General features: G+C 48.3%; 23 protein-coding genes. 5 read left to right on the plus strand and 18 right to left on the minus strand.

Annotation, left to right across the window (positions count from 1 at the left end):
• Positions 1 to 214, plus strand: a 214-nt coding sequence (locus M0413_RS21355) for a hypothetical protein (protein ID WP_249555573.1), incomplete at its 5' end; no start/stop codon positions are given.
• Positions 215 to 365: 151 nt separating this feature from the next.
• Here the strand turns inward: M0413_RS21355 and secA are convergent.
• Both secA and M0413_RS21365 read right to left on the minus strand, forming a co-directional pair.
• Positions 366 to 3,092, minus strand: a complete 2,727-nt coding sequence (secA, locus tag M0413_RS21360) for a preprotein translocase subunit SecA (protein ID WP_249555580.1) — start codon at positions 3,090 to 3,092, stop codon at positions 366 to 368.
• Positions 3,093 to 3,152: 60 nt separating this feature from the next.
• Positions 3,153 to 4,052, minus strand: coding sequence for a M23 family metallopeptidase (locus M0413_RS21365; protein ID WP_037428847.1), 900 nt, complete (start codon positions 4,050 to 4,052; stop codon positions 3,153 to 3,155).
• A gap of 27 nt (positions 4,053 to 4,079) precedes the next feature.
• Between M0413_RS21365 and M0413_RS21370 the strand changes: the two genes are divergently transcribed.
• Positions 4,080 to 4,526: a DUF721 domain-containing protein gene (locus M0413_RS21370; protein WP_037422811.1), complete on the plus strand. Its 447-nt coding sequence runs from the start codon at positions 4,080 to 4,082 to the stop codon at positions 4,524 to 4,526.
• A gap of 13 nt (positions 4,527 to 4,539) precedes the next feature.
• On the opposite strand, the gene lpxC is transcribed toward M0413_RS21370, so the two are convergent.
• From lpxC to mraZ, 15 genes are all read right to left on the minus strand, one after another.
• Positions 4,540 to 5,460 (minus strand): UDP-3-O-acyl-N-acetylglucosamine deacetylase, encoded by a 921-nt coding sequence (lpxC, locus tag M0413_RS21375; protein ID WP_037422814.1) that lies wholly within the window; start codon positions 5,458 to 5,460, stop codon positions 4,540 to 4,542.
• 179 nt (positions 5,461 to 5,639) lie between these two features.
• Positions 5,640 to 6,827, minus strand: a complete 1,188-nt coding sequence (gene ftsZ, locus M0413_RS21380) for a cell division protein FtsZ (protein ID WP_011624294.1) — start codon at positions 6,825 to 6,827, stop codon at positions 5,640 to 5,642.
• A gap of 27 nt (positions 6,828 to 6,854) precedes the next feature.
• Positions 6,855 to 8,090 carry a cell division protein FtsA gene (ftsA, locus tag M0413_RS21385; RefSeq protein WP_011073897.1) on the minus strand — a complete coding sequence of 412 codons (1,236 nt, stop codon included), beginning with the start codon at positions 8,088 to 8,090 and terminating at the stop codon, positions 6,855 to 6,857.
• The gene (locus M0413_RS21390; RefSeq protein ID WP_037428855.1) at positions 8,071 to 8,820 is read right to left on the minus strand and encodes a cell division protein FtsQ/DivIB; all 750 of its coding nucleotides are present in this window, start codon (positions 8,818 to 8,820) and stop codon (positions 8,071 to 8,073) included. The genes ftsA and M0413_RS21390 overlap by 20 nt, the downstream gene beginning before the upstream one ends.
• 151 nt (positions 8,821 to 8,971) lie before the next feature.
• On the minus strand, positions 8,972 to 10,438 hold the full coding sequence (gene murC, locus M0413_RS21395; RefSeq protein ID WP_037422821.1) for a UDP-N-acetylmuramate--L-alanine ligase: 1,467 nt from the start codon (positions 10,436 to 10,438) through the stop codon (positions 8,972 to 8,974).
• Positions 10,439 to 10,440: 2 nt separating this feature from the next.
• Positions 10,441 to 11,529, minus strand: coding sequence for an undecaprenyldiphospho-muramoylpentapeptide beta-N-acetylglucosaminyltransferase (gene murG / locus M0413_RS21400; protein ID WP_069454149.1), 1,089 nt, complete (start codon positions 11,527 to 11,529; stop codon positions 10,441 to 10,443).
• Complete coding sequence (gene ftsW / locus M0413_RS21405) at positions 11,529 to 12,740, minus strand: cell division protein FtsW (protein ID WP_037422827.1); 1,212 nt, start codon at positions 12,738 to 12,740, stop codon at positions 11,529 to 11,531. Before ftsW ends, murG begins: the two co-directional genes overlap by 1 nt.
• Positions 12,730 to 14,049 carry a UDP-N-acetylmuramoyl-L-alanine--D-glutamate ligase gene (murD, locus tag M0413_RS21410; protein WP_203432611.1) on the minus strand — a complete coding sequence of 440 codons (1,320 nt, stop codon included), beginning with the start codon at positions 14,047 to 14,049 and terminating at the stop codon, positions 12,730 to 12,732. Before murD ends, ftsW begins: the two co-directional genes overlap by 11 nt.
• A 6-nt stretch (positions 14,050 to 14,055) precedes the next feature.
• On the minus strand, positions 14,056 to 15,138 hold the full coding sequence (gene mraY, locus M0413_RS21415; RefSeq protein WP_037422832.1) for a phospho-N-acetylmuramoyl-pentapeptide-transferase: 1,083 nt from the start codon (positions 15,136 to 15,138) through the stop codon (positions 14,056 to 14,058).
• The gene (locus M0413_RS21420; RefSeq protein WP_249555576.1) at positions 15,139 to 16,521 is read right to left on the minus strand and encodes a UDP-N-acetylmuramoyl-tripeptide--D-alanyl-D-alanine ligase; all 1,383 of its coding nucleotides are present in this window, start codon (positions 16,519 to 16,521) and stop codon (positions 15,139 to 15,141) included.
• Positions 16,521 to 17,999 (minus strand): UDP-N-acetylmuramoyl-L-alanyl-D-glutamate--2,6-diaminopimelate ligase, encoded by a 1,479-nt coding sequence (gene murE / locus M0413_RS21425; RefSeq protein WP_249555581.1) that lies wholly within the window; start codon positions 17,997 to 17,999, stop codon positions 16,521 to 16,523. The genes M0413_RS21420 and murE overlap by 1 nt, the downstream gene beginning before the upstream one ends.
• A complete protein-coding gene (locus M0413_RS21430; RefSeq protein ID WP_037422838.1) occupies positions 17,996 to 19,747 on the minus strand; it encodes a peptidoglycan D,D-transpeptidase FtsI family protein in 1,752 nt (583 codons plus the stop codon). Before M0413_RS21430 ends, murE begins: the two co-directional genes overlap by 4 nt.
• 13 nt (positions 19,748 to 19,760) lie before the next feature.
• Complete coding sequence (gene ftsL, locus M0413_RS21435; protein ID WP_037422840.1) at positions 19,761 to 20,075, minus strand: cell division protein FtsL; 315 nt, start codon at positions 20,073 to 20,075, stop codon at positions 19,761 to 19,763.
• 11 nt (positions 20,076 to 20,086) lie between these two features.
• On the minus strand, positions 20,087 to 21,028 hold the full coding sequence (gene rsmH, locus M0413_RS21440; protein ID WP_011624305.1) for a 16S rRNA (cytosine(1402)-N(4))-methyltransferase RsmH: 942 nt from the start codon (positions 21,026 to 21,028) through the stop codon (positions 20,087 to 20,089).
• A 30-nt stretch (positions 21,029 to 21,058) separates the two neighbouring features.
• Entirely contained in the window at positions 21,059 to 21,517 is a 459-nt protein-coding gene (mraZ, locus tag M0413_RS21445) for a division/cell wall cluster transcriptional repressor MraZ (RefSeq protein WP_037428867.1), read from the minus strand.
• A gap of 519 nt (positions 21,518 to 22,036) precedes the next feature.
• Here mraZ and M0413_RS21450 point away from each other — a divergent pair.
• From M0413_RS21450 to M0413_RS21460, 3 genes are all read left to right on the plus strand, one after another.
• Entirely contained in the window at positions 22,037 to 22,744 is a 708-nt protein-coding gene (locus tag M0413_RS21450) for a peptidase (protein ID WP_249555577.1), read from the plus strand.
• Complete coding sequence (locus M0413_RS21455) at positions 22,741 to 23,814, plus strand: PepSY domain-containing protein (RefSeq protein ID WP_249555578.1); 1,074 nt, start codon at positions 22,741 to 22,743, stop codon at positions 23,812 to 23,814. Before M0413_RS21450 ends, M0413_RS21455 begins: the two co-directional genes overlap by 4 nt.
• A 93-nt stretch (positions 23,815 to 23,907) precedes the next feature.
• Positions 23,908 to 24,225 carry a hypothetical protein gene (locus tag M0413_RS21460; RefSeq protein WP_037422850.1) on the plus strand — a complete coding sequence of 106 codons (318 nt, stop codon included), beginning with the start codon at positions 23,908 to 23,910 and terminating at the stop codon, positions 24,223 to 24,225.
• Positions 24,226 to 24,303: 78 nt separating this feature from the next.
• Here M0413_RS21460 and glpK read toward each other — a convergent pair whose 3' ends face one another.
• Positions 24,304 to 25,788, minus strand: a complete 1,485-nt coding sequence (glpK, locus tag M0413_RS21465; protein WP_249555579.1) for a glycerol kinase GlpK — start codon at positions 25,786 to 25,788, stop codon at positions 24,304 to 24,306.
• Positions 25,789 to 25,928 lie beyond the last annotated feature (140 nt).

The raw sequence follows: 25,928 nt of genomic DNA on the forward strand, positions 1-25,928 counted from the left end.
ATCAAGGACTGAATCACTTGATGAACTGGCACTTGAAACTGCGTATCGCTGTCTGCCGTGTCAGTGGATGCGCATTATAGGCAGCGGAACTTTTTGTGCAAGCGCTTTTTTGTATTTTTTCGATCTTTTTTCAATAGTTTCAGTTAGTCACAAAGTACCCACTAGTTACCCCCAACGTTATCCACAAAAGGCAATTTTACTGCTTTATTTGTGAACAAAGCATGACTTACCATAACTGGAAGGCTGGAGATTCAAATAAGCTTTATATAGATGCAGACAGATTCAATGATTTGTATCTGGCTTTGAGTAGGCATGAAAAAGGCGACTATTACAGTCGCCTTTTAGAATTAGGTGCACGTGTTGAATTAGCTTAGCTTACCGTGACACTGCTTATATTTACGGCCAGAGCCACAAGGACAAGGATCGTTACGGCCAACTTTATCGCCATCGCGGATCATTGGTGTGTGCGCCATCATCTCGTCGCTACCATCATCCCCACCAACTAAGGCTTCGGCTGCTGCGTGCTGGTAGTCGCGTAGGATCTTAGCATCTTCTTCACGACGACGAGCTTCCATTTCTTCAACATCAGATTGGGCTTGCACTTGAACTTTAGACAACACGCTAATCACGTCATGTTTCAGCGTATTCAGCAATTGTTGGAACAGTTCGAATGACTCACGCTTATACTCTTGCTTTGGATTCTTCTGTGCGTAACCACGTAAGTGGATGCCTTGGCGTAAATGATCCATTGCGGCTAAATGCTCTTTCCACAAGCCATCGAGGGTTTGTAGCATCACTGCTTTTTCGAATTGGCGCAGTACTGAGGCACCGACCATTTCTTCTTTGGCTTTATAAGCATCTGACCAAGAAGTGATAATACGCTCACGTAGGCTTTCTTCGTGTAAGTCGTCTTCTTTATCGAGCCATTCTTGGATTGGCAGTTTAAGCATAAACTCTTGGTTTAGGCGCTGCTCTAACCCAGGAACATCCCATAACTCTTCTACTGATTGTGGTGGAATGTACTGATCGATTACCGCACCAATTACATCGTCTTGGATGTTTTTAATCGTGTCTTCAATACTTTCCGCATCCATCAACTCATTACGCTGGGCGTAAACCACTTGGCGCTGATCGTTTGCCACGTCATCGAATTCAAGTAATTGCTTACGAATATCGAAGTTACGTGCTTCTACTTTACGTTGAGCATTTTCGATTGCACGAGACACCCATGGATGTTCGATCGCTTCGCCTTCTTCCATGCCCAGCTTCTTCATCATGCCGGAGACGCGATCAGAAGCGAAGATACGCATTAAACTATCTTCCATCGACAGGTAGAAACGTGAAGAGCCCGCATCACCTTGACGGCCCGCACGACCACGTAGCTGGTTGTCGATACGACGTGACTCGTGGCGCTCGGTACCGAGAATGTGTAAACCACCCGCGGCAACGACTTCGTCATGACGCACTTGCCAATCAGCTTTGATCTTGGCTTTTTGCTCTGGGGTAGGATTTTCCAGCGCCTCGATTTCCATATTCCAGTTGCCACCAAGCACGATGTCGGTACCACGACCCGCCATGTTAGTGGCAATGGTTACGGCGCCAGTACGGCCTGCTTGGGCAACAATCTCGGCTTCTTTTTCATGGAACTTGGCGTTAAGCACTTGGTGCGGGATCTTTTCCTTCACCATTAAGCGCGCTAACAGTTCTGACTGTTCGATAGAAACGGTACCGACCAATACCGGTTGGCCACGCTCGCGGCAGTCTTTGATGTCTTTAATGATCGCTTGATACTTTTCATTAGCGGTTAAGTAAACTAAATCCGCCAAATCCTTACGGACCATTGGACGGTTGGTTGGCACCACCACGGTATCTAAACCATAGATGTGTTGAAACTCAAACGCCTCGGTATCGGCAGTACCAGTCATACCCGCTAACTTCTCATATAAACGGAAGTAGTTTTGGAAGGTGATCGAAGCTAGTGTTTGGTTTTCGTTTTGAATACGAACGCCTTCTTTAGCTTCAACAGCTTGATGTAAACCTTCTGACCAACGACGACCAGGCATAGTACGACCAGTGTGTTCATCAACGATGATCACTTCGCCATCCTGAACGATATAGTCCACATCACGCTCAAATAAGGTATGAGCACGTAGTGCAGCGTTCACATGGTGCAGTAGCGAAATATTGGCTGCTGAGTAAAGTGAGTCGCCTTCGGCTAACATGCCACGTTCAATCAGCAGGTTTTCAACCTTCTCTTGACCGCGTTCAGTAAAGTGCACTTGTTTGGCTTTTTCATCAATGGTGTAGTCGCCTTCGCCCACATACTCTTCAGAGTCTTCTTTATCTTGACGGATAAGATTGGGGATAAGCGTGTTGATCTTGATGTATAGCTCAGAGCTGTCTTCCGCTGCACCAGAGATAATCAATGGCGTGCGGGCTTCGTCGATAAGGATTGAGTCGACTTCGTCGATCAGTGCATAGTGTAATGGACGTTGAACACGCTCTTGTGGTGAAAACGCCATGTTGTCGCGCAGATAATCGAAACCAAATTCATTGTTGGTACCGTAGGTAATATCGGCGTTATAGGCATCTTTCTTCGCCTGTTGGCTAAGCCCTGCAACGTTAATCCCAACAGTTAAACCTAAGAATTCGAACAGTGGACGGTTATTCTCAGCATCACGGCGTGCTAAGTAATCGTTGACGGTAATAACGTGAACGCCTTTGCCCGTTAAGGCATTTAAGTAAGCAGGCAGTGTTGCGGTTAAAGTTTTACCTTCACCCGTACGCATTTCAGCGATACGGTTACTATCAAGTACCATACCACCGAGTAACTGCACGTCGAAGTGACGCATTTCGAACACACGCTTAGATGCTTCACGCACGGTGGCAAACGCTTCCGCCATAATGCTATCTAATGAAGCGCCCGCAGCTAAACGCTCACGAAACTCTGCGGTTTTCGCTTTAAGCTGCTCATCGGTTAATTTTTCATAATCGGCTTCAAGCGCATTAATCTTATTAACTACTTTTTGTAACCCTTTAAGGGTACGGTCGTTGCGACTACCAAATACTTTTGTCAGTAATTTACCAAACATCTGAATCACTTATTTTCTGTAGGCCAAGTCCATGATGGAAACTAGAAGCCAATGTTTCAATTAACTTGCTTTGCGGTAGACAAACTTTTGTGGATCTATCTGCTGTCCGCCACGCAACACTTCATAATGCACATGAGCCCCTGTTGAGCGCCCAGTGCTTCCCATACTGGCGATGGTTTCGCCTTTAGCGACCACATCACCTACAGCTACTGACAAAGCTTTATTATGGCCATAGCGTGTACGTAAACCGTTACCATGGTCGATTTCGACCAATTCGCCATAACCAAACATATTCCCAGCCCAAGTCACCACGCCTGCTGCAGTCGCGACAACTTTAGCCCCTTCCCGACCGGTAAAATCGATCCCTTTGTGCATGGTTCGACGACCGTTAAAAGGGTCATTACGTAATCCGTAGGGCGACGATAACCAACCTTTATCGAGTGGGAGCCCTGATACATAACGTTCAGCATCTATATGGTGGTTAGATGACACTGTTTCAAGTAGTGATAGTTGAACATTATTGTTGTCAATTCGTGACGCCAGTTTATCCATATCTTCGATAAGCTGACTAATTTCGATATTTGAGCCTAATTCGCTTAAACCACCAACCCCAACTTCAGATGAGAAATCAAAGTCTTCATCCAATTTGTTTTGTTTTGCGACTTGTTGACCTAAGGCCTCGAGACGGGTGATTTTAGCTTGCATGCGCGCGACATGGGTCGCCAGCATGGCTAGCTGTGACTCTGTGGCACTTTTAAGCTCTAAGACTTGCTTCTTTTGTTGTTCGCGTTGGATTCGATCGTTATCGACACTGGCTTGCTGATTTTCAAACTTAGCAGAGTTGTGTTGATAAATACCGGCACCAGTAGCTAACAATAGCATGGGAAGGATCAACCAGCGTTTACTGGGTTGCCAGCGCGTAACGCCATTCCGACCTTGAATAAATACTGTTACACTCATAGCCTAATTCAGCCATCTTATTATCATATGAAAAAGCCCCCTCAGGATCTCAGCCAATTACTACACCAATCAGGCACATTACCCGACATAGCTGAGAAAGCGGAACTACTTTTATATCTGGATCAGCACGTGAAGCAGATTGTCGCAGGTCCTGTTGCGGAGCAGCTGAAAGTCGCTAATTTCCGCCAGGGTGTTCTTGTGGTTGAAACCACTTCGGCAGCATGGGCCGCACGAATTAATTTCCAAAAGCCGAAACTACTCGCGCAGCTTCAAGCAGAAACGCTCCCAATCCTTACCGCAATTGAAGTTAAAGTCAACCCGAGATTAGCATTGTATGACGCAAAGCCGAAACAGGCGCATAAGGCATTGAGTCCAGCAGCTGCAGAACATATTGCCGCACTTGCAGAAAATGTGAGCGGGACACTAGGCGAAAAACTAAAACGGCTGGCCACATTGGCCAGCCGTAATAAGTAAACATCAGACGCAATTAAGCGAAGACCGCACCACCAGGTACAGCAAAGCTAACGGGGACATCGGCTTCTTTCTCAAAGCTCACTAACTCCCACGCATCTTGCTGCGCCAATAAGGCACGTACTAACTGGTTATTCAGAGCATGACCCGTTTTATAGGCAGTAAACTCACCAAGAATGGCGTGTCCTGCCACATAGAGATCACCAAACGCATCTAAAATTTTGTGCTTAACGAACTCATCCTCATAACGCAGGCCGTCGGGGTTGAGGACGCGATATTCATCAAGTACAACTGCGTTTTCCATGCTGCCACCTAATGCTAGGTTATTCGCACGCAGATACTCAATATCACGCATAAAACCAAAAGTACGAGCGCGGCTAATGTCTTTAACAAAAGCTGAAGTAGAGAAGTCCATCACCACATGCTGTTGGCTGCGAGCAATTTCGGGGTGAGCAAAGTCAATTTTAAAGTTGACTCTAAAACCTTTGAAAGGCTTGAGCTCGGCCCACTTATCACCGTCTTCAACACGCACAGGGCGTTTAATCTTTAAGTACTTCTTAGGTGCAGACTGCTCTTTAATACCCGCAGACTGAAGTAAGAAGACAAATGGGCTCGCACTGCCATCCATAATTGGGATTTCAGGGGCGTCCACTTCGATTACGGCGTTATCAATGCCTAAACCCGCTAAGGCTGCAAATAAATGCTCAATAGTCGAAATACGAATACCTTCATCATTGACAAGTGCCGTGCACATCGTGGTTTCGCGAACTTGTTCCGCCTTTGCTGGAATAGCAACGGCAGGACTCATATCGGTACGCACAAGTACGATCCCTGTATTGACTGGTGCGGGCATAATGCTCAAGGTGACTTTATTCCCAGAGTGCAAACCGACTCCGGTAGCTTTCACCATTTTTTGAACAGTTCTTTGAAATATCATTCAGTTACCCGTTTAGATTTCAATAATTAAGCCTAATATTTGCGCACACAGCGGCAGCAAAACGACCACATAGGTTCGACATAGTAACATAAGTTAGCTATGTCATACAAATGTCGTCATTGGGTGGTATTGCCGATAGAGCAATACATCACCCGATACGCTGGACTCAAATACCTGTTTTAATCAGCTTGCTTACGCAAAAACGCTGGGATATCTAAGTAATCCAATTCATGCTTTGTTGAAGGCGCTGGCGCAGGAGCAGGTGCTGGCGATGCAGGTAATACGTTACCCTTTGGCGCCGCATAGCTCACATGAGTTGCTTCTTCGACATAAGCTTCAACTTTTGGTTCCACAACCACAGGTTCTGGACGTGGTGCTGGCTTAGAAACTAATTGGATATCAGGACGCTTTTCAGCACCAATACCGGTTGCAACTACGGTTACGCGCAGTTCGTCGCTCATTTCTGGGTCGATAACCGCACCCACAACCACGGTAGCATTGTCAGAAGCATAAGCTTTAACATGGTTACCAACAGTTTCAAATTCTTCGATGCTCATGTCCATACCTGCGGTAATGTTAACTAACACACCACGGGCACCGGCTAAGTCGATGTCTTCTAATAATGGGCTGGCTACAGCAGCTTCAGCCGCTTCTTCTGCACGGTCTTCACCACGTGCAACACCAGTGCCCATCATGGCATTACCCATTTCAGACATAACGGTTTTCACGTCAGCAAAGTCGACGTTAATCAGACCTGGGCGAGTAATCAGCTCAGCAATACCTTGTACTGCGCCGAGTAACACGTTATTCGCTGCGGCAAACGCATCGAGTAATGACGTACCACGGCCCAATACTTTTAATAATTTTTCGTTAGGGATAGTGATTAACGAATCCACGTGCTTAGCAAGCTCAGCGATACCTTGCTCGGCATAAGCCATGCGCTTTTTGCCTTCGAAAGGGAAAGGCTTAGTCACGACCGCAACCGTTAAGATGCCTTCTTCACGAGCGATTTGAGCAACAACTGGCGCAGCACCTGTACCAGTACCTCCGCCCATACCGGCAGCGATAAAGATCATGTCTGAGCCTTTGATCGCTGCACGAATGTTTTCGCGGTCTTCTTCCGCTGCGGCACGACCCACTTCTGGGTTGGCGCCAGCGCCAAGACCTTTAGTGACATCGCGGCCTAATTGAATCGTTGAGCCAGCGCCAGATTTACGTAGCGCCTGTGCGTCTGTGTTGGTAACGACAAACTCAACACCTTCAATGTTGTGTTTGACCATATGTTCGACAGCGTTACCACCGCCGCCGCCAACGCCGATGACTTTAATCACCGCGTCATCTGAGTGAGTGTCCATGATCTCAAACATTGTCTGATCTCCGTGTTGCCTGCGTTATTAAAATTCACCCTTAAACCAGCTTTGGACCCGATTCCAAGCACTGGTAACCCCTTGACGCTCAGGACGCTCGAATTGACGCTCAAGCACCCGTCTTGCACCATAGTGGAGCAATCCAACCCCTGTGGAGTAAATAGACTGATCCACGTATTCGTATAAGCCTTTTACAGGCAATGGTGAGGCGACGCGAACAGGCATACCAAAGGTTGCCTCCGCAATGTCCACCACGCCTTGAATCGACGCCGTACCACCTGTTAACACGATACCTGCGGCGATTTGATCTTCTAAACCACTGTCTTTCAGCTCCTTGAGCACTAGCTCAAATAGCTCTTGATATCTTGGCTCAACCACTTCGGCCAAAGTATGGCGCGACATGCTGCGCGATGGGCGACCACCCACCGAAGGCACTTCGATACTGTCTTCACGGCTCACCATGGAGCTACGCGCACAGGCGAACTGCACTTTGATTTGTTCAGCATGTGATGATGGCGTGCGGAAAATCTTCGCGATATCGTTGGTCACTTGGTTACCCGCAACGGGCACAACCGCGCAATGACGTAGCGCACCATTGGTATACACAGCGATATCCGTCGTGCCACCGCCGATATCGACGATACACACACCTAAGTCTTTTTCATCAAAGGTTAATACCGCATCCGCCGACGCAATGCCGGAGAACACTAAGTCATCGACCTTCAAACCACAGCGCTCAACACTCTTAGTGATGTTCTTCGCCATATCATTGGCGCAGGTCACTATGTGTACCTTGGCTTCCATCCGCATGCCTGACATGCCGATAGGGCTGCGAATGCCGTCTTGTACGTCAATCGCGTATTCCTGCGGTAACACATGCAGAATACGACGTTCTGTCGGGATCTTCACCGAGCGCGCGGTGTGGATCACGTTGTCGACGTCTTCCTGTGTCACTTCTTCATCGTTAATCGACACCATGCCATTTTCGTTTTGGCAGGCGATATGTTTACCGGAAATGCTTAGGTAAACCGATGATACTTGGCAGTCTGCCATTAATTCCGCTTGATCGAGCGCGCGTTGCACACTGCGCACGATGGAGTCTAAATCGTTAACGCCACCTTTATCCATGCCCCTTGAAGGGTGGTTACCAAGGCCGACTATGCTGATTTCGCCATCGGGCAGAACTTCGCCTATGATCACTGCGACTTTAGAGGTTCCTATGTCCAATCCGACGATCAGATTTCTATCTTGGTTTTTGGTCATTAATTATCGGCTCTCTTGTTTGTGCATCGCCCCAGCCTACGGCCAACCCTGTGTCGTAGCGCAAATCCACTCTGGCAATCGGTTTATCTTGTTTCGCCAATAATGGGTAAACAGTGATAAACCTTTGTATCCTTGCCATTTTATCTTCTCGACCTAGGTCTAAAACAATACCGTTACCTAGTGTCGCGTGCCACGCATGACGTGGTGTTAAACTCAAATTGGCTAAGGTAAAGCCATTAATCTTCAGTAGCGAGTTAACCTGCGCGTAGGCGGTTAACACTTCGGTCCCCATATCATCTGGCCCAGATAAATAAGGCAGATGCTCTAACTCAGGGTGCGATGGCGCTTCAAACACTTCACCATGCACATTGAGCCAAGCGGTACCATTCCAATGGGCGACCGGTTGTTGTTCCTGTAAATACACCCTGAGTTTCGCAGGCCATTCACGTCTCACTGACGCACGATACACCCAAGGTAAAGCTTCTAATGCCTGTTGCACTAAGGTGATGTCAGCACTAAAAAAACTCCGCTGCATTAAATCCTGTAGTGCAATTTGTATATCCCTATCTGTGGTGTAAGTCCGCTCACCTTTAATGGCGACCGCTTCAATGGGCAAAGTGCTGGCATCATTTAAAAACTTATGTAGCAGGTAGCCGCCAAAAACAAAGCTACCAATGACTAACCATAAAAAACCAATCCCACTCCACAAGTACCAATTAACCCGTGACATCCTCGCCCGCCAGTGTCGCCTCTTATCACTCCAAGACACGTTTGTTTCCACCCTTCAACGACACTACTAAAAACCACAGAAAACCGGCCATTATATAGCGCTAAAACCTCGGATCAACATTTCCTTTAAATCCAAGTTGTCACGCAATTCATCAAGGTTTTACCTCGGTTGTAACAGCCGTGCTAAAGCCTAATTCAGTGGCGGCTAACTGACGCGACAAGGCTCCTATATTACCTGCACCTTGGGTCAACAATAAATCCCCTTCCTGCAACACATCGGGTAGCACTTCGGCTAACTGATCTGGGCTAGCAATAAAGATGGGGTCTAACTGCCCACGCAAACGAATCGAACGGCATAGAGCCCGACCGTCGGCGCCAGGGATCGGTGCTTCACCGGCACTATACACATCGAGCAATAGCAAGCAATCTACCTGAGATAACACTTCAATAAAGTCTTCGTACAGATCGCGAGTACGAGTGTATCTGTGTGGCTGATAAGCCATAACTAAACGTTTGTCAGGCCAGCCTGCACGCGCCGCTTTAATGGTCGCCGCCACTTCGCTGGGGTGGTGACCATAATCATCCACTAACATCACTTCGCCCTTTGGCGTCGCGAACTTGCCTAAGTGTTGGAAACGACGACCAATACCTTGGAATTCAGCCAAGGCTTGAATGATGGCGCTATCATCAATTTCATCTTCTGTCGCCACGGCAATCGCTGCCAGTGCATTTAATACATTGTGCTGACCCGGCAGATTAAGCAGCAGATCTAAATCTTCTTTGCCTTTACGTCTGACGGTAAAGCGGCATTGGTGACCCTGCTGATGGAAATTCAGCGCCTGCACGTCGGCATCGTCACTGAAGCCATAGGTGATCATATGACGACCTATACGCGGCATAATCTCACGTACGACTGGATCATCGATACAAACGACAGCCACGCCATAGAAAGGCAGGTTATGTAAAAAATCCACGAAGGTCGATTTGAGCTTTTCAAAATCACCACCGTAGGTATCCATATGATCGGCTTCGATATTCGTCACTACGCTGACCATAGGTTGCAGATGCAGGAAGCTCGCATCACTTTCGTCTGCTTCGGCTATCAGGTAACGGCTAGTACCTAAGCGGGCATTGGTGCCAGCGCTGTTAAGTAAACCACCGATAACAAAAGTTGGATCGCGCCCCGCTTGACCATACAAACTGGCAATCAAACTGGTGGTCGTGGTTTTACCGTGAGTTCCTGCAATCGCTACACCATGGCGATAACGCATCAACTCAGCCAACATTTCAGCGCGGCGCACGATAGGAATACGCAATTCCTTCGCCGCAATAATCTCTGGATTCTCAGGATTAATCGCGGTCGAGACCACCACCACATCGGCTTGCTGCACGTTATCGGCGCCATGGCCGATATGAATTTTCGCGCCCAGCAGGCAGAGTCTGTCAGTCACGGCGTTTTGCGCGATGTCAGAACCACTGACAACATAGCCTTCGTTTACTAATACTTCAGCGATCCCGCCCATGCCCGCGCCGCCAATGCCGACGAAATGAATACGCTTAATCCGGCGCATTTCTGGGATCATACTTCTTAGCTGTAAGTATCTTTCTGTCTTAGTCATACCTATCCTTTCTCGGCGAGAGCGATACACACTTGGGCCACCTGTTCGGTTGCATCCAGTACGGCAACATCTCTCGCTCTTTGGCCCATTTGGGCTAATTCAGCTCTATCATTGGCGAGTAACTGTAATTTACTCACCAGCTTATTCACGTCCAAGATGGCCTGCGGCAATAGGAAAGCGGCGCCAGCCTCAACCAATACTTGAGCGTTACGGGTTTGGTGATCATCCACTGCATGGGGATAAGGCACCAGAATACTCGGAAGTCCCACCGCCGCTAACTCGGATACCGTCAGCGCGCCAGCGCGGCACAATACCACATCTGCCCAGCGATAGGCGGCTTCCATGTCATCAATAAATTCGGCAACGTTAACGCCGCCCTCTTGTCCTTGCTGTTGATAAGCCGACTTAACTCCTGCCAGATTATCCTTACCCACTTGATGCCAAACCGTAATCGACTGCTGTTTACTCAGCGCCGCCACCACTTCAGGCATTAAATCATTAAACACTTTGGCACCTAAGCTGCCGCCTACCACGAGCACTTTTAAGGCATCATCCGCGGCTTGCTTAGGCTCGGCGCCTAGGGCAATCAGTTCACGGCGGATTGGGTTACCCACCACCTTTGCCTTAACCTGAGTGAAGGTATTTTTAAAGGCGCATAATACTTGGCTAGCGATCCGCGAGAGTAATTTATTGGTCATTCCCGGAATGGCATTTTGCTCATGTAACACTAAGGGCACGCCCGCTAATTTCGCGGCTACACCACCAGGGCCACTGGCAAAACCGCCCATCCCCAACACTACATCGGGTTTAAATTCGGCAATCACTGCCTTGGCTTGCAGAATCGAGCGCACCACTTTAAAAGGCGCCGCCAATTTACGCACTAAGCCATTGCCACGCACGCCCTTAATGTCGATAAAATCGATGTCGAAGCCATACTGAGGCACTAAACGCGCCTCCATGCGGTCGGCGGTGCCTAACCAACGCACTTGCCAACCTTGCTGCGCTAAATATTTTGCCACCGCGAGCGCCGGGAACACATGTCCACCCGTGCCGCCTGCCATGACTAAAATACGTTTACCCGCGTCGGTCATTACTTCAATCTCCCTTGCACGGCCTGAACTAAACTCATGCGCCGCTCATAATCGATGCGTAGCAATGTCATTGCCGCCGCCGTCATGACCCATAAACTACTACCGCCGTAACTCACAAAGGGCAGTGTTAACCCTTTAGTAGGTAACATACCAATGCTTGCGCCCACATTAACGACGGTCTGAAAACAGATCCAAATCCCAATGGCATAGGCCAGATAACCCTCGAAGGCTTTATCCATCACCAGACATAAATTGCCGAGGCGAATGGCCCTTAATGCCACAAACAGCAACACGGATAGCACCGCGATAATGCCGATAAACCCTAACTCTTCACCAATCACGGCAAAGATAAAGTCGGTATGCGCCTCGGGGAGGTACTCCAACTTTTGAATACTGTTGCCAAGGCCCTGGCCGAACCAATCACCCCGGCCGTAGGCCATCAGCGATTGGGTTAACTGGTAGCCACTACCAAACGGATCTTGCCAAGGGTCTAAAAACGATGTCACCCGGCGCATACGATAAGGCTCGAGCAGTACCAGCGCGACGAAAGCTAAAATGCCAGCAAAGATCAGCGCGAAAAAGTCCAGCAACCGAGCACCCGCGAGAAACAACAGTCCAACAGTGCCGACGAACAACACCACCACAGTGCCTAAGTCGGGCTGCATCAAAATCAAAATCGCGTAAATCGCAAATACCGCAATCGGCTTATAGAAGCCCTTAGCATTTTCACGCACTTCCTGATGACGGCGCACCAGATAGCCCGCCATGTACACAGAAAACGCAAACTTAGCGACCTCGGCCACTTGAATACGGATTGGACCGATTGATAACCAACGGGTCGCGCCGTTTACGGTAGTTCCCACAACCAGTACTGCCAGTAACATCAAAAATACAACCAGCAGCATGATAGGGCTCATCCGCTGCCAAGTTTGCATTTCAACCCTCAGTACAAATGCGGCAATCACTAAACATCCCAACAGATAACCCACATGGCGAGTCATAAAATGGAATGGGTTACCCGTCAGTGTTTGTGCCTCGGGCATAGAGGCCGACATCACCATTACAAAACCAAAGCCAATCAAAGACAAAACAGCAGTGAGCAAAGCCCGATCGTACAATTGCGCGCCCGGGACTTCGGTATCTCGTTGCCAGTTAGGCAGTGCATTCAGCACTCGCCCAAACAGGCTGAGCTGTCTTGCATCACTCGCCATCGAGTCGCTCCACTTGGCTTCTAAAATCATCACCACGGGCCATAAAGTTGCTGTACATATCCAGACTTGCACAGGCGGGCGACAACAACACAATATCACCCGAAGTCGCTAATTGAGCGGCCTTAGCAACAGCGGCAGCCATTGAATCAACCTTAATAGCGCCTTCTTTCAGCGCGGCAATCTTATTGCCATCTCTACCTAAGGTAATGAGGTGAGTCACTTTTGTTAACGGCTCGGCCAGTGGACTGAAATCCGCACCTTTACCATCGCCGCCAGCAATCAAAATAATGTCGCCGAGGTGATCGCTTAAACCATCAAGGGCCGCAACAGTCGCGCCGACATTGGTAGCTTTAGAGTCATTCACATAGGTCACACCACCTTTGACCCCTACCACTTCGCAACGGTGAGAAAGGCCAGTAAAGGTGCGAGCCACTTTGGCCATCACTTGCTTATCCACACCCACCGCGTAGACCAAAGCCATTGCAGCAAGTAGGTTGGCGTGGTTATGACTGCCAATCAGCGACACTTCGGTGATTGGCATGATTTCACTGTGGCCGTGATAAATTTTGCTGTCGCAAATGCCCCACTCGTCGCCTTCCGGCGGCGCTAAACCAAAGCTGTTTTGGTTCATGGGTTCAGTTGGGATAGTCAGCACATCATCACGGTTAAAAATGATGGAACGACTTTGATGGTACAAACGTAGTTTGGCCTTCCGATAGGCATCCATATCGCTGTACCTGTCCATATGATCTTCCGTCACGTTTAAACAGGTTGAGGCCACGCAATTCAAGCTATGAGTGGTTTCCAGCTGGAAACTCGATAACTCAAGCACAAAAATATCCGCATTCTCTTGCAGCAAATCCAGCGCCGGAGTACCAATATTGCCTCCCACAGCAACAGCAATGCCTGCTTCTCGCAGCATTTCGCCCACTAAGGTGGTGACTGTCGTTTTGCCATTTGAGCCCGTAATCCCAATCACGCATGGTTTACGGTCAGCAATTTCACGGGCAAATAACTCTATATCACCAATGACTTCAATCCCCATATCCAGTGCCGCGCGCACTTCGGGAGTATCAATCGCAATCCCAGGACTGATAATGATTTGCGTCGCCTGCACTAGATAACGGCAATCAAATCCGCCAGCAATTAATTGCACCTCAGGGAATGAACTTGCCAGTGTTTCGGCACCTGGAGGCTGGCGACGGCTATCCATCACCAACGGCGTAATGCCTTTTCCACACAAATAGCGCACTACCGAGAGCCCTGTGGCACCCAAACCTAATACTATGTGTGAATAATGACTTTGCATGAGTGATTACCTTAACTTCAACGTGGCTAAGCCGAGCAACACTAAGAAAATAGAGATAATCCAAAAGCGGACAATCACGCGTGGTTCAGGCCAACCTTTTAACTCGTAGTGGTGATGGATAGGCGCCATGCGGAATATCCGTTGACCGCGTAATTTGTAAGAACCGACCTGCAATATCACTGACACGGTTTCCATGACAAACACCCCGCCCATGATCACTAATAGAATTTCTTGGCGAACTAATACCGCAATCGCACCTAATGCAGCCCCTAAAGAAAGAGAACCCACATCGCCCATAAAGACCTGTGCTGGATAAGTGTTAAACCATAAAAAGCCTAAACCTGCGCCCACAATCGCGGTGCAAACGATCACCAGCTCACCAGAGCCAGGTAAATGCGGAATATGCAGGTAATTGGCAAACTGAGCATGACCAGACAGATAAGCAATCAAGGCAAATGCTGCTGCTACCATTACCGTTGGCATAATCGCCAAACCATCGAGACCGTCGGTTAAGTTCACTGCGTTGCTTGAACCCACGATAGTAAAGTAGGCCAATACGATAAACACAGCGCCAAGCTGTGGCATCACGTCCTTAAAGAAAGGCACGACTAACTGGGTTTCACCCGGGTTAGACGCTGTGGTGTAGAGGAAGAAAGCAATAATCAACGCCGCTAAAGATTGCAGAATATACTTCCAGCGCGCAATTAATCCCTTAGTATCTTTACGTACCACTTTGCGGTAATCATCAATAAAGCCAATCATGCCGAAGCTGCCTAAAACAAACAGCATCACCCAAACATAACGGCTACCAAGATCGCCCCATAACAGCACACTGATAAAGATGGCCGCAAGGATCAGTAAACCACCCATAGTCGGCGTTCCGCGCTTACTGAAATGCGACTCAGGCCCATCATTACGCACCACTTGACCAATTTGCATTAACTGCAAACGCTCAATAAGTTTAGGACCCCACCATAAACTAAATACTAATGCGGTTAACAAGCCCAAAATGGCTCGAAACGTCACATAGGAAAATACGTTAAACCCAGTGTGAAAACGGGTTAAATACTCGGCCAGATACACCAGCATCTACACTAACTCCCCACGCCCGAAGGCTACTGTTAGGCCATCCACGACCCGCTCCATTGCGGCACTTCGTGAACCTTTAACTAAAACCGTCACCTGTCCCGGCAACTGGTTGATGTGTTTTATGAGTTTTTCTACTAACGTCGCCACGCTGTCATGGTGCTCCGCCCCGAAAGCTTGGCTAGTATGCTGAGTCAAGGTGCCAGTACAGAACAGGGCATCAATCCCCTGTTGCTTTGCCAGTTGTCCCAGTTCAGCGTGTAAAAGGGGCGCATTGTCGCCTAATTCGCCCAAATCTCCCAGTACCAAACAACGATTTTCAGAAATTTCCTTTAACCAAGCGATAGCCGCCCCCACGGATACAGGGTTAGCGTTATAGCTATCATCGATTAAACGGACTCGGCCTAATTGAGTCGGCTGCATACGTCCCTTCACAGGGATCAGTTTGCTTAAGCCTTCGGCGATCTCTTTTAGAGTTAATCCTAATGCGATACAAACACTTGCAGCAGCTAAGGCATTGCTGACTTGATGACGTCCCGCTAAAGGTAAGGTCACTTCGCAGGACTCACCCGCATAATTAAGAATAAAGCGGTAACAACCATCGATATTGGCTTTATGACCAGTCGCAATCACATCGATTTGGCGTTTCGCCGCGCCTTCCTGCTGGGAGAAGCTCAATTGCTTATAATGCTTGGCTTTAACACGCATCACATCAGCAAAGGCGTCGTCGGCATTAATAATCGCAGTGCCGCCTTGTTGTAGATGGTTATAAATTTCCGATTTCGCCTGGGCAACGCCAGCCTGTGAACCAAAGCCTTCTAAGTGGGCACTGCCGACGTTATTGACTAACGCCACATGCGGACGGACCAATGCAGAGGTGTAATCAATCTCGCCTTTATGGTTAGCCCCTAACTCAAATACCCCATACTTATCTTCGGGGGTTAAGCGCAGTAGGGTTAAAGGTACGCCGATTTCATTATTAAAATTACCCGCGGTGTAAAGTACTTGATGCTTAGCCGACAAAATAGTGGCAATCATCTCTTTCACGCTGGTTTTGCCGTTAGAGCCAGTTAATGCCACACAAATAGGATTCACTTGGTCGCGGACATAGGCGCCAATCGCGCCCATGGCCTTTTGGCAATCAGCAACAATTAGCTGCGGAATATCAAAGGCCAATTCACGTTCAACCAGTAATGCAATGGCGCCATTTTCAATTGCCGTGGCCGCAAAATCATGGCCATCAAACCGCTCACCCTTTAAGGCGACGAAAAGGGTCGCGGGGCCGATTTTACGGCTATCGCTGCTTAATGCTTGGATGGTGACATCGTCACCGACTCGATGCGCACCTAAGTATTGGCTCAGTGCCCCGAGGGAAATTGGGATCATTAGCGTTGCTCCGATAACTGACGTGCCAGGGCGCGTTCATCATAGTCATGACGCACACCTGCCGCCTCTTGGTAAGTTTCATGGCCTTTGCCCGCAAGCAAAATCACATCTCCAGGTTTAGCCTGTGCCACGACTTGTTTAATCGCAGCCACACGGTCAACCTCGGTCAGTGCTCGCTCTGTGTCAGTTAGCCCTTGGATAATATCGGTAATAATTTGGTTAGGATCTTCGCTGCGGGCATTATCGCTAGTCACCATAATGCGATCGGCAAATTGCTCCGCCGCACGTCCCATTAAAGGCCGCTTACCCTTGTCACGGTCGCCGCCGCAGCCAAACACGCACCAAAGCTCCCCTGCACAGTGACGACGCAGGGCATTAAGTGCCTGTTCAATCGCATCTGGGGTGTGGGCATAATCGACCACTAAGGTAATGTTGTCCGCAGTGGTAAAACGTTCCATACGGCCAGCAACGGGCACTAAGTAAGGTACCTTGGCAGCTAATGCACGCATATCCATTCCCTGTAAATACAGGGCTGATAGTGCAGCGAGTAAATTCGAGAGGTTAAAAGCGCCTAATAACGGCGAACGAATATCGATTTCGCCCTCGGGCCAGACTAAGGTCGCCTGCACGCCTTGGTCGTTAAATTGGGCATTCTTAGTGTAAAACGCAGCATCGGTATGCGCTTCAATGCTAAAACCCCACATCTTCGCAGGAACGTTTGCCAGCTCGGATAACCAAGCGACGCCCACGGGATCGTCTAAATTCAGTAAACCATGGCGCAGGGAGTCGAAGCGAAACAGCATTTGCTTGGCCGCGGCATAGTTTTCCATATCGCCGTGGTAGTCCAAGTGATCACGGGTTAAGTTAGTAAATACCGCCACATCGAAGGGTACGGCATCGACTCGCCCTTGGACTAAACCATGGCTCGAAACTTCCATCGCACAGGTATTTACACCTTTATCTGCAAATTCATTAAGTTGGCGCATTAAAGTAATGGCATCGGCGGTCGTATTACCGCTATCGACTAACTCGCCCCACAGGCCATTACCGAGCGTGCCCATCACCGCCGCTTTACCCTCAAGTAGCGTCACTAATTGCGCGCACAATTGGCTTGTCGAAGTTTTGCCATTAGTCCCTGTAATACCCACAATGGCCATAGCTTGACCTTGAACAACGGGATAACGCACCGCAGCCACCGCTGAAACGTGCTTCGCTAACTCATAGAAATAAATCTGTACGCCTTGCTCAGCCGCAATAACTTTGCCCTGCTCTTGGGGATTATCCGTATGCACTAACACTGCAGCCGCACCTTGGGCTAAGGCCTTATCGATAAACTGACGACCATCGACCTTGTGTCCTGGCAGCGCTAAAAACACATCGCCGCGACGTATTGCGCGGCTATCTAGAGTCAAATCTTGGAAGGTTTGTTCACCCGCGTAGGGGAACCAAGGGGCGAGTAGATCCCTTAATAACATTATTCAGTTCTCCCGGCGAGACCCGCCAATTGCACCTGTTCTTTATCGGAAATGGGTTCAACATTTAACATTTGCAGTGCGCCTGACATCACCTTAGCGAAAGCAGGCCCTGCCACTGAACCACCATAATAGAGATCGCCCTTAGGTTCATTGACCACAACGACGATAGCGAGTTTGGGATTATTCACCGGCGCAACGCCTGCAAATAACGCAACATAATCATCACCATAACCACCGGCTACCGCCTTACGGCTGGTGCCCGACTTACCTGCGACGGGATAACCATCGATATGCGCAAGCGTACCTGTACCACCTTTTTCGGTGACACCCACCATCATTTGCAGCACGTCTCTGGCTACTTCTTCTGAAATCACCCGTTCACCTTCGGGCGGCTTTTTAAGTTTTAAAATCGATACTGGATATAAAGTGCCGCCATTGCCTAAAGTCGCGTACATCCGCGCTAACTGCAGCGTCGTCGCGGTTAAGCCGTAACCAAAGGATAAAGTGGCACGCTCAAAGTCAGACCAACGGTGGCGATCTTGGATAAGTCCTGCGCTTTCTCCCGTTAAGTTAATCCCTGAAAAACTACCTAATCCCATGGATTGATAAGTGCCGAGTAACTGCTGTACAGGTATCGACAGTGCTAATTTACTAATGCCCACGTTACTGGATTTGGCCAAAATACGCGCTAGCGTCATATCACCGTAGTTAGATGCATCACGCACTTGGCGTCCACCTAAACGCATCCAACCTGGAGAGGTTGGGATCACATCGGTGGATTTAACGGTGCCCGCTTCTAACGCCGCCGCAACCACAAAGGGTTTAATGGTCGAGCCGGGCTCGAAGGTGTCCGTCATCGCGCGGTTACGCATTCTGAAGGTTTGAAAATTATCACGGGAATTAGGGTTGAAGGAGGGCGTATTCGCCATCGCTAACACTTCACCTGTGTGGATATCGAGTACCACAATCGATCCTGATGTCGCTTGGTTCATTTCTGTGGTGCGCTTTAACTCTCGATAGGCAAGCTGCTGGATCCTATGGTCGATACTCAGGACAAGATCATTTGGGCTTTCGCCTTCTTGGACGATATCGAGGCGCTCAACCACATGACCATCACGTGACTTACGCACTTTTTGTTTGGATGGCGTACCAGTAAGCCAACTGTTATAGGCATTTTCAACGCCTTCAATACCCACATCATCGATATTAGTGATACCGATAAGCTGGGCAGTTATCTCTCCACCGGGATAGTAACGGCGAGACTCAGACTTTAAAAATACCCCAGGCAATTTAAGCTGAGTTATGTAATCAGCCACCGCGGGAGTCACTTGACGCTTAAGGTAGGTAAAACGTTTAGTTGGATTGCTACGGACTTTATCGAGTACGTCTTCAACGGGTTCGTGTAATACGTCAGCCAGTGCTTGCCAACGACGCATATCTGTAAAGCCATTGCTATCGTTAACTTGCTTTGGATCTGCCCACACTGCACGCACTGGCACACTCACCGCCAGCATATCCCCATTGCGATCAGTAATTAAGCCACGCTGTACCTCACGACTGGTAGTACGTAACGTACGCATATCGCTCTCATGGCGAAGCTTATCAGGCTCAATAATTTGGATATAAGCAGCACGACCCACCAGGCTTGAAAACATCGCAAATACAAAACCAACCACGACGTATAACCGCCAATGGATCAGTTGTGGCTTTTGCTTTTTGCTTGCCTGTTTGGTTTTTGCTTGCCTAATCATATCTTCCCTATGTTCACGGCACCTTTACCACAACTTCTTCGCTGGGTAATGGGCGACTCATGTTGAGATCCTTCGATGCAATCCGCGTAATTCGGCTATGCTCCGTTTGGGATTGCTCTTCCAATAATAAATTGCGCCACTCGATATCTAACCTGTCACGCTCCTGCAATAGCAGATCCCATTCAGTAGTGAGTTTACGACTCACATGGCTGGTATACACCACAGCCACTGCATTACTGAGCACGAGCAGGGCAAGTAACAAAATCCATTTGTGTTGCCAAAGGTCGTGTAATACAACCTGTGGTAGACTCAATGAGGGCTTACTCATTTACTTGCCCTCTAGTAATCTAGTCGCTCGGCAATGCGTAATACCGAACTACGGGCTCTTGCATTGCGTTCAATTTCCTCATCGGATGGCATAATCGCCTTGCCAATGGCGCGTAGTTTACGCGACTTATTAATCTGATCTTCAGTGATGGGTAAACCATGAGGCACACTCTCACCTTGACTGTGGCGGCGGATAAATCGCTTCACTATGCGGTCTTCTAAGGAGTGAAAGCTGATAATCGATAAACGGCCCTGCGGAGCAAGCACGGTTAATGCACCTTCAAGTGCTTGATCAATTTGATCTAACTCACTATTGATATAGATACGTATTGCCTGAAACACGCGGGTGGCAGGATGTTTATTACGCTCTTTGTTTTTGGTGATCCGCGCAATTAAATCGGCTAAATCTTTGGTACGTAAAAACGGGGTTTTATCGCGGTCGGCAGCAATGCAACGGGCAATATGACGAGCATTTTTCTCTTCGCCATAGGTTTTGAATACCCATGCCATATCTTCAATTTCAGCACGGGCTAACCACTGGGCAGCGGTTTCACCTTGGCTATTGTCCATGCGCATGTCGAGTGGACCATCACGCAAAAAGCTAAAACCACGTTCCGCATCATCGAGCTGCGGTGACGACACGCCTAAGTCGAGTAACACACCATCAATCTTGCCAACCAGACCAAGCTCTTCGACGTAATCGGCTAACTGACCAAAGCCACCGTGTACGATTTGAAAACGGGGATCATCGGCAAATTGTTTAGCAGCTTCAATAGCCTGAGGATCGCGGTCGATCGCAATCAGGCGTCCGTTTTCACCCAGTCTTTGCAATACTTGTCTTGAATGACCACCGCGGCCAAACGTGCCATCAATATAGATGCCATCGTCTTTAATGTTTAAACCGCCAACCGTTTCTTCGAGCAAAACGGATAAATGGGCAAATTCTTGACTCATTAATTTCTTCTTATTTAATTATGCGACTCGTTAGAGTGAAAAATCCGCCAGACGCTCGTTGTTAGCAAGCTCCTCGCTTCGAATCGTTTCCTGACACTCATCAATTTGCTGCAGCCAAGCTTGCTCATCCCACAGCTCAAATTTGTTTAACTGTCCCACCAGCATGATGCGCTTATCTAAATTGGCATACTGCCTTAGCGGTGGTGGCAGTAATATGCGTCCGTTGCTATCGAGCTCAACCTCATGGGCATAGCCCAGCAACATGCGCTTAAGGGATCGTTGGGTTTTATCTGTATCCGAAAGCTTGAGCAACTTAGCTTCAATCAACTCCCATTCGTGGAGGGGATAAAGGAGCAAACACGCAGATTGAATATCGACTGTGATGACGATGCGGCCCTGGTGCTCTAGTTGCAAAGGTTCGCGGTATCGCACTGGAATAGCGATCCGTCCCTTTGTATCTAAGTTGATAGCACTGGCTCCACGAAACACGCTAATTCATCCTATCCTTTGCTTTTTGATCCACAAATATCCACTATTTCCCACAAATGCTAAGTTTAGGGATAGTCGACAAGCATTGTCAAGGGATGGGATCCTTTTATAAAGCCAGTCGGCAAGCGGGTTAGCAGCATGTTGACCCCATAACTTAGCGACAATGTTTTGATAAAATGAGTAGCTTAAAATCAGCTAAACGGTGGAAACCATAGAAATAAAAAGCGGACAAAAAAACAGCAGCCTTTTGCTTTCAGGCAGTTGCAATGAAATTTCTGCCACAAAATTTCGGTAAATGTGGGATTTTCCTCATAGGTAAATCACGCTAGACTCACAACGCGTAACAAAACAAACCTAAAATTAACCTTTTTGTGATCCCGTAAAGTGTAAAATTTCAGCATAAATAGCTGAAATTTTATTTTTGGTTGTAGATTTATTCTGCAATTAGGTGAGTATTTTTATTTCACGATTGCGAGGAAGATCAAAACTCCCATGGGATTAACTCAAAATAAATCGCCTATGACCGCAACTCAGATCCGCACCTACCACAAATGGTTTGCACTCCTCGCCGCCTTTCAATTGTTGATATGGGTTGCAACAGGTGCTTATATGGTATGGATGGATATCGAGTTTATCCGTGGCAAACCTTTGGCAAACAAGAACAATGCCGCAATTTTCCATGTAGAAGCTCCCGCTTATAGCTTGACGGATTTCATCAAAACTCACACAGATGCAACAGAAATCAATTTATATGCTCACCAAAGCACACTCTTTTATAGCGCCAAAATAGCGGGGAAATTACAGCGTTTTAGCACTGTGACGGGAGAATTATTACCCCTCTTAAATCAACAACAAGCACTCGACACCGCTCAGCAACTATATACGGGCAAGGCTAAGATCATCCATTCAACACTCCACCAGCAAACAGCACCGAATGAAATCTCCCTCCGCGCATTACCTGTATGGCAGTTGGAGTTGGACGATGCAATGAACTCGACACTCTATATCTCCGCGGTCACAGGACAATTGGTCAGCGCTCGACATAATTACTGGCGGCTGTTCGATATAATGTGGATGCTGCACATTATGGACTACAAGACTCGGGAGAATGTGCAGAACCCGTTACTCACGGTAATGAGTACACTCGCCCTATTGACCGCACTCTTTGGTATCGCGTTGAGCTATATCAGTTTTCGCAATACTAACTCCCAAGATGAGCCAAAATGAGCTTCTCAAACAAACGGAATGCTGAGAGTAAACGCCATATCAGTTTAGTGATGCAAACTCTACACAAATGGCTATCACTTATTGTTGGCCTGCAACTGTTGATTTGGATCGTAACAGGACTGGCCTTTAACCTGATTGACGAGCAGTTTCTGGATGCTAATCAATATCGTATCGCCGCTAAAGCTCAGAGCTTCAATTCGCCTCTCGCTCCTACAGCAAAACTACTGCAACAATACCAAGCAGAAGGCATTATCGAGCTTAAGTTGACTTCAGTGCTTAGCCGCGCAGTGTATGCCCTCACAACAACTCAGCAAAACCGCTGGTTTTGGGCTGATTCCCTTGAGCCATTATCTTTGAGCGATGCAGAAATACAGGCTATCGCTAAGGAAAGTTATTCAGGCTCTGGCGTTATCGGCTCCGCGCAGATTCTCACCCATCAAACTCCTTTCGATGCTAGTGGCCCAATTGCAGAACTGACAGCCGCGGACGAAGTCGGCACTCGGATTTATATCGATACAGCCTCGGGCGCAGTTCTGGCCCACCAAAATCGCCATTCAGATCTTAAAGATCTGCTGTTTATGCTGCATTTTATGGACTACGCTCCCGATAATGGCATTGGTTTTAATCACTTATTGGTACAAGTTGTCAGCATTGCCACGCTGTTGTTAGGTCTTTCGGGGATTTACATCCTTGGGCATAAATTTCATCAAGGTCAGTTATCCCTGCCATTCTTGAAGCGAAAAATTCCCAAAGGAAAACTAGCGCTTTTTACTCAGGCGGCTCAACCGCTCGCCGAATTTACCGATCTCAATGGCACATATTTAGAGAGCATTAATCGAGGGCGCGAAAGATTAAGAACCCAATGTGGCGGTGGCGGACGCTGCGGCCTGTGTAAACTCAGGTTTGTCGAGCAGCCACCCAGCCCCAATGATTATGATCTGGATAAACTCACCACAGCAGAGCTTGAACAGGGCATTCGCCTAAGCTGCCAACACAAGGCCAGCTCTAGCAAACTTGCACTCGTCACTAAGGCGCAACACAGATATTGGCCAAAGTCAGAGTGCCAGTAGAGTATCGCGCATAAGCTTCAATCGGCGTATAGTCTAAATATTGAGCAGCCCCTGCCGATAAAGGATTAAGTGGTCATAAACCAAGGAGGCGCTATGAGTGGATTGGACAGTCTTTACGCTATGCTGGCTCAGCCAGTAAAACCCGTATTAACCCCAAAGCGGATCGTTGATCAGGTGAGCAGTGCCACCGCCAATGCGCCCGATAGCCATGAAACGCCGCAGTCGCAATTGCCACCCACCCTAGATGCGAAAGTCAGGGAAAGACGTAAACAGGATAATGCCAGTCGCAATAAAAAACGCCGCGCAGCGGACAAACAAGATTTAAAAGAAGGAAAAGTACTTGAAGTCACTGACGATACCGCTGACACAGCGCAGCCAGCTAACAAACATATTATCGATATCGAAGTTTAACGTGCTGGCCGTTAAATAAATATATTCTCGCAGGCGCAACCTCAGGGTGCGCCTTATGTGTTTCAAGCCTAAACGAAACTAAGAACGCGTTCTTGCCACCGCATCTTGCCAACCAGCGTATAACCGCTCCCTTTTACTCGCATCAATATTCGGTTTGAAGTGTTTATCGATACAGGCCTTATGCTCCAGCTCAGTTACCGAGGTCCAAAATCCAACGGCCAGCCCAGCTAAGAATGCCGCACCCAAAGCGGTCGTTTCGCAAACACTCGGCCGTAACACTTCAACATCGGTAATATCTGCTTGAAATTGCATTAAAAAGTCATTCGCCACTGCGCCACCATCCACTTTCAAACGCTTTAGGCTGACGCCACTGTCTTTGATCATGGCATCGAGCAAATCCTTGCTCTGGTAGGCAATCGACTCTAATGCCGCGCGGATAATATGATTACGGTTAGCACCGCGCGTTAATCCAAATAATGCACCACGGGCATTGGGGTCCCAATAGGGTGCGCCGAGCCCCACAAAAGCAGGGACTAAATACACCCCATTAGTATCCGCCACTTTAGAGGCAAAATATTCGGTATCGCTGGCGTCGCGAATAAGTCCCAGCTCATCCCGCAACCATTGAATAGTCGCACCGCCCATAAATACTGAGCCTTCGAGGGCGTAGTTCACTTCACCTTGCGCACCTACCGCCACTGTGGTTAATAAACCATGGGATGAACGCACGGCGTTGTTACCTGTGTTCATCAGCAAAAAGCAGCCTGTACCATAAGTGTTTTTGGCCATTCCCGGCTCAACACAGAGCTGGCCAAAGAGCGCCGCCTGTTGATCACCCGCAATCCCCGCCAGTGGAATTTCACTGCCCTCACCGGCAATACGGGTTGTGCCATAGACACTGCAGGAAGGTTTTACTTCGGGCAACATGGCAGCAGGAATATCGAGCGCCTCAAGCAGCTTACTATCCCAACTCAAGCTATGGATATTAAACAGCAACGTGCGAGCGGCGTTGGTGGGATCGGTCACATGCACTTTGCCTTCCGTGAGTTTCCACAGTAACCAAGTGTCAACCGTACCAAATAACAGTTCACCTCGTTTGGCCTTCGCACGTGCATCCGGCACATTATCTAAGATCCATTTGATCTTAGTGCCTGAAAAATAAGGATCGAGTAAAAGGCCGGTATTCTCACGCACATAATCTTCTAAGCCGTGCGCTTTCAGTTGCTCACAGATCTCAGCGCTGCGGCGACACTGCCAGACAATGGCATTGTAAACCGGTTTACCGGTTGCCTTTTCCCAAACAACGGTGGTTTCCCGCTGATTGGTAATACCAATCGCCGCCACTTCATCGCTGTGAATCCCCGCTCGAGCCAACGACTCAATAAGCACTGAACTTTGGCTTGCCCAAATCTCCATTGGATCGTGTTCAACCCAGCCGGGATTAGGATAAAGTTGAGTAAACTCCCGCTGTGAAACACTGACAATATTGGCATCGTGGTCAAACACAATCGCTCTTGAGCTGGTTGTGCCTTGATCTAACGCCACTACATATTTTTTCTGCACGCTACTATCCTGTCTGGCTCAGCTGAGGTATCTAGACCGACATGGAGCCTGATGGCTTGTTGATTATGTTATGAATATATTCGCAATTTTCCCTAATGACCAGCAAACATGCCTAAACGGAAATCAACTTATTAGATTGA

The organism is Shewanella sp. 8A, assembly GCF_023475945.1.
Lineage (GTDB): Bacteria > Pseudomonadota > Gammaproteobacteria > Enterobacterales > Shewanellaceae > Shewanella > Shewanella xiamenensis.

What these genes read in the sequence shown, in the direction of transcription:
- secA (WP_249555580.1), bottom strand. Translation starts at nt 3,092, where the DNA reads ATGTTTGGTAAATTACTGACAAAAGTATTTGGTAGTCGCAACGACCGT.
- M0413_RS21365 (WP_037428847.1), bottom strand. Translation starts at nt 4,052, where the DNA reads ATGAGTGTAACAGTATTTATTCAAGGTCGGAATGGCGTTACGCGCTGG.
- M0413_RS21370 (WP_037422811.1), top strand. Translation starts at nt 4,080, where the DNA reads ATGAAAAAGCCCCCTCAGGATCTCAGCCAATTACTACACCAATCAGGC.
- lpxC (WP_037422814.1), bottom strand. Translation starts at nt 5,460, where the DNA reads ATGATATTTCAAAGAACTGTTCAAAAAATGGTGAAAGCTACCGGAGTC.
- ftsZ (WP_011624294.1), bottom strand. Translation starts at nt 6,827, where the DNA reads ATGTTTGAGATCATGGACACTCACTCAGATGACGCGGTGATTAAAGTC.
- ftsA (WP_011073897.1), bottom strand. Translation starts at nt 8,090, where the DNA reads ATGACCAAAAACCAAGATAGAAATCTGATCGTCGGATTGGACATAGGA.
- M0413_RS21390 (WP_037428855.1), bottom strand. Translation starts at nt 8,820, where the DNA reads ATGTCACGGGTTAATTGGTACTTGTGGAGTGGGATTGGTTTTTTATGG.
- murC (WP_037422821.1), bottom strand. Translation starts at nt 10,438, where the DNA reads ATGACTAAGACAGAAAGATACTTACAGCTAAGAAGTATGATCCCAGAA.
- murG (WP_069454149.1), bottom strand. Translation starts at nt 11,529, where the DNA reads ATGACCGACGCGGGTAAACGTATTTTAGTCATGGCAGGCGGCACGGGT.
- ftsW (WP_037422827.1), bottom strand. Translation starts at nt 12,740, where the DNA reads ATGGCGAGTGATGCAAGACAGCTCAGCCTGTTTGGGCGAGTGCTGAAT.
- murD (WP_203432611.1), bottom strand. Translation starts at nt 14,049, where the DNA reads ATGCAAAGTCATTATTCACACATAGTATTAGGTTTGGGTGCCACAGGG.
- mraY (WP_037422832.1), bottom strand. Translation starts at nt 15,138, where the DNA reads ATGCTGGTGTATCTGGCCGAGTATTTAACCCGTTTTCACACTGGGTTT.
- M0413_RS21420 (WP_249555576.1), bottom strand. Translation starts at nt 16,521, where the DNA reads ATGATCCCAATTTCCCTCGGGGCACTGAGCCAATACTTAGGTGCGCAT.
- M0413_RS21430 (WP_037422838.1), bottom strand. Translation starts at nt 19,747, where the DNA reads ATGATTAGGCAAGCAAAAACCAAACAGGCAAGCAAAAAGCAAAAGCCA.
- ftsL (WP_037422840.1), bottom strand. Translation starts at nt 20,075, where the DNA reads ATGAGTAAGCCCTCATTGAGTCTACCACAGGTTGTATTACACGACCTT.
- rsmH (WP_011624305.1), bottom strand. Translation starts at nt 21,028, where the DNA reads ATGAGTCAAGAATTTGCCCATTTATCCGTTTTGCTCGAAGAAACGGTT.
- M0413_RS21450 (WP_249555577.1), top strand. Translation starts at nt 22,037, where the DNA reads ATGACCGCAACTCAGATCCGCACCTACCACAAATGGTTTGCACTCCTC.
- M0413_RS21455 (WP_249555578.1), top strand. Translation starts at nt 22,741, where the DNA reads ATGAGCTTCTCAAACAAACGGAATGCTGAGAGTAAACGCCATATCAGT.
- M0413_RS21460 (WP_037422850.1), top strand. Translation starts at nt 23,908, where the DNA reads ATGAGTGGATTGGACAGTCTTTACGCTATGCTGGCTCAGCCAGTAAAA.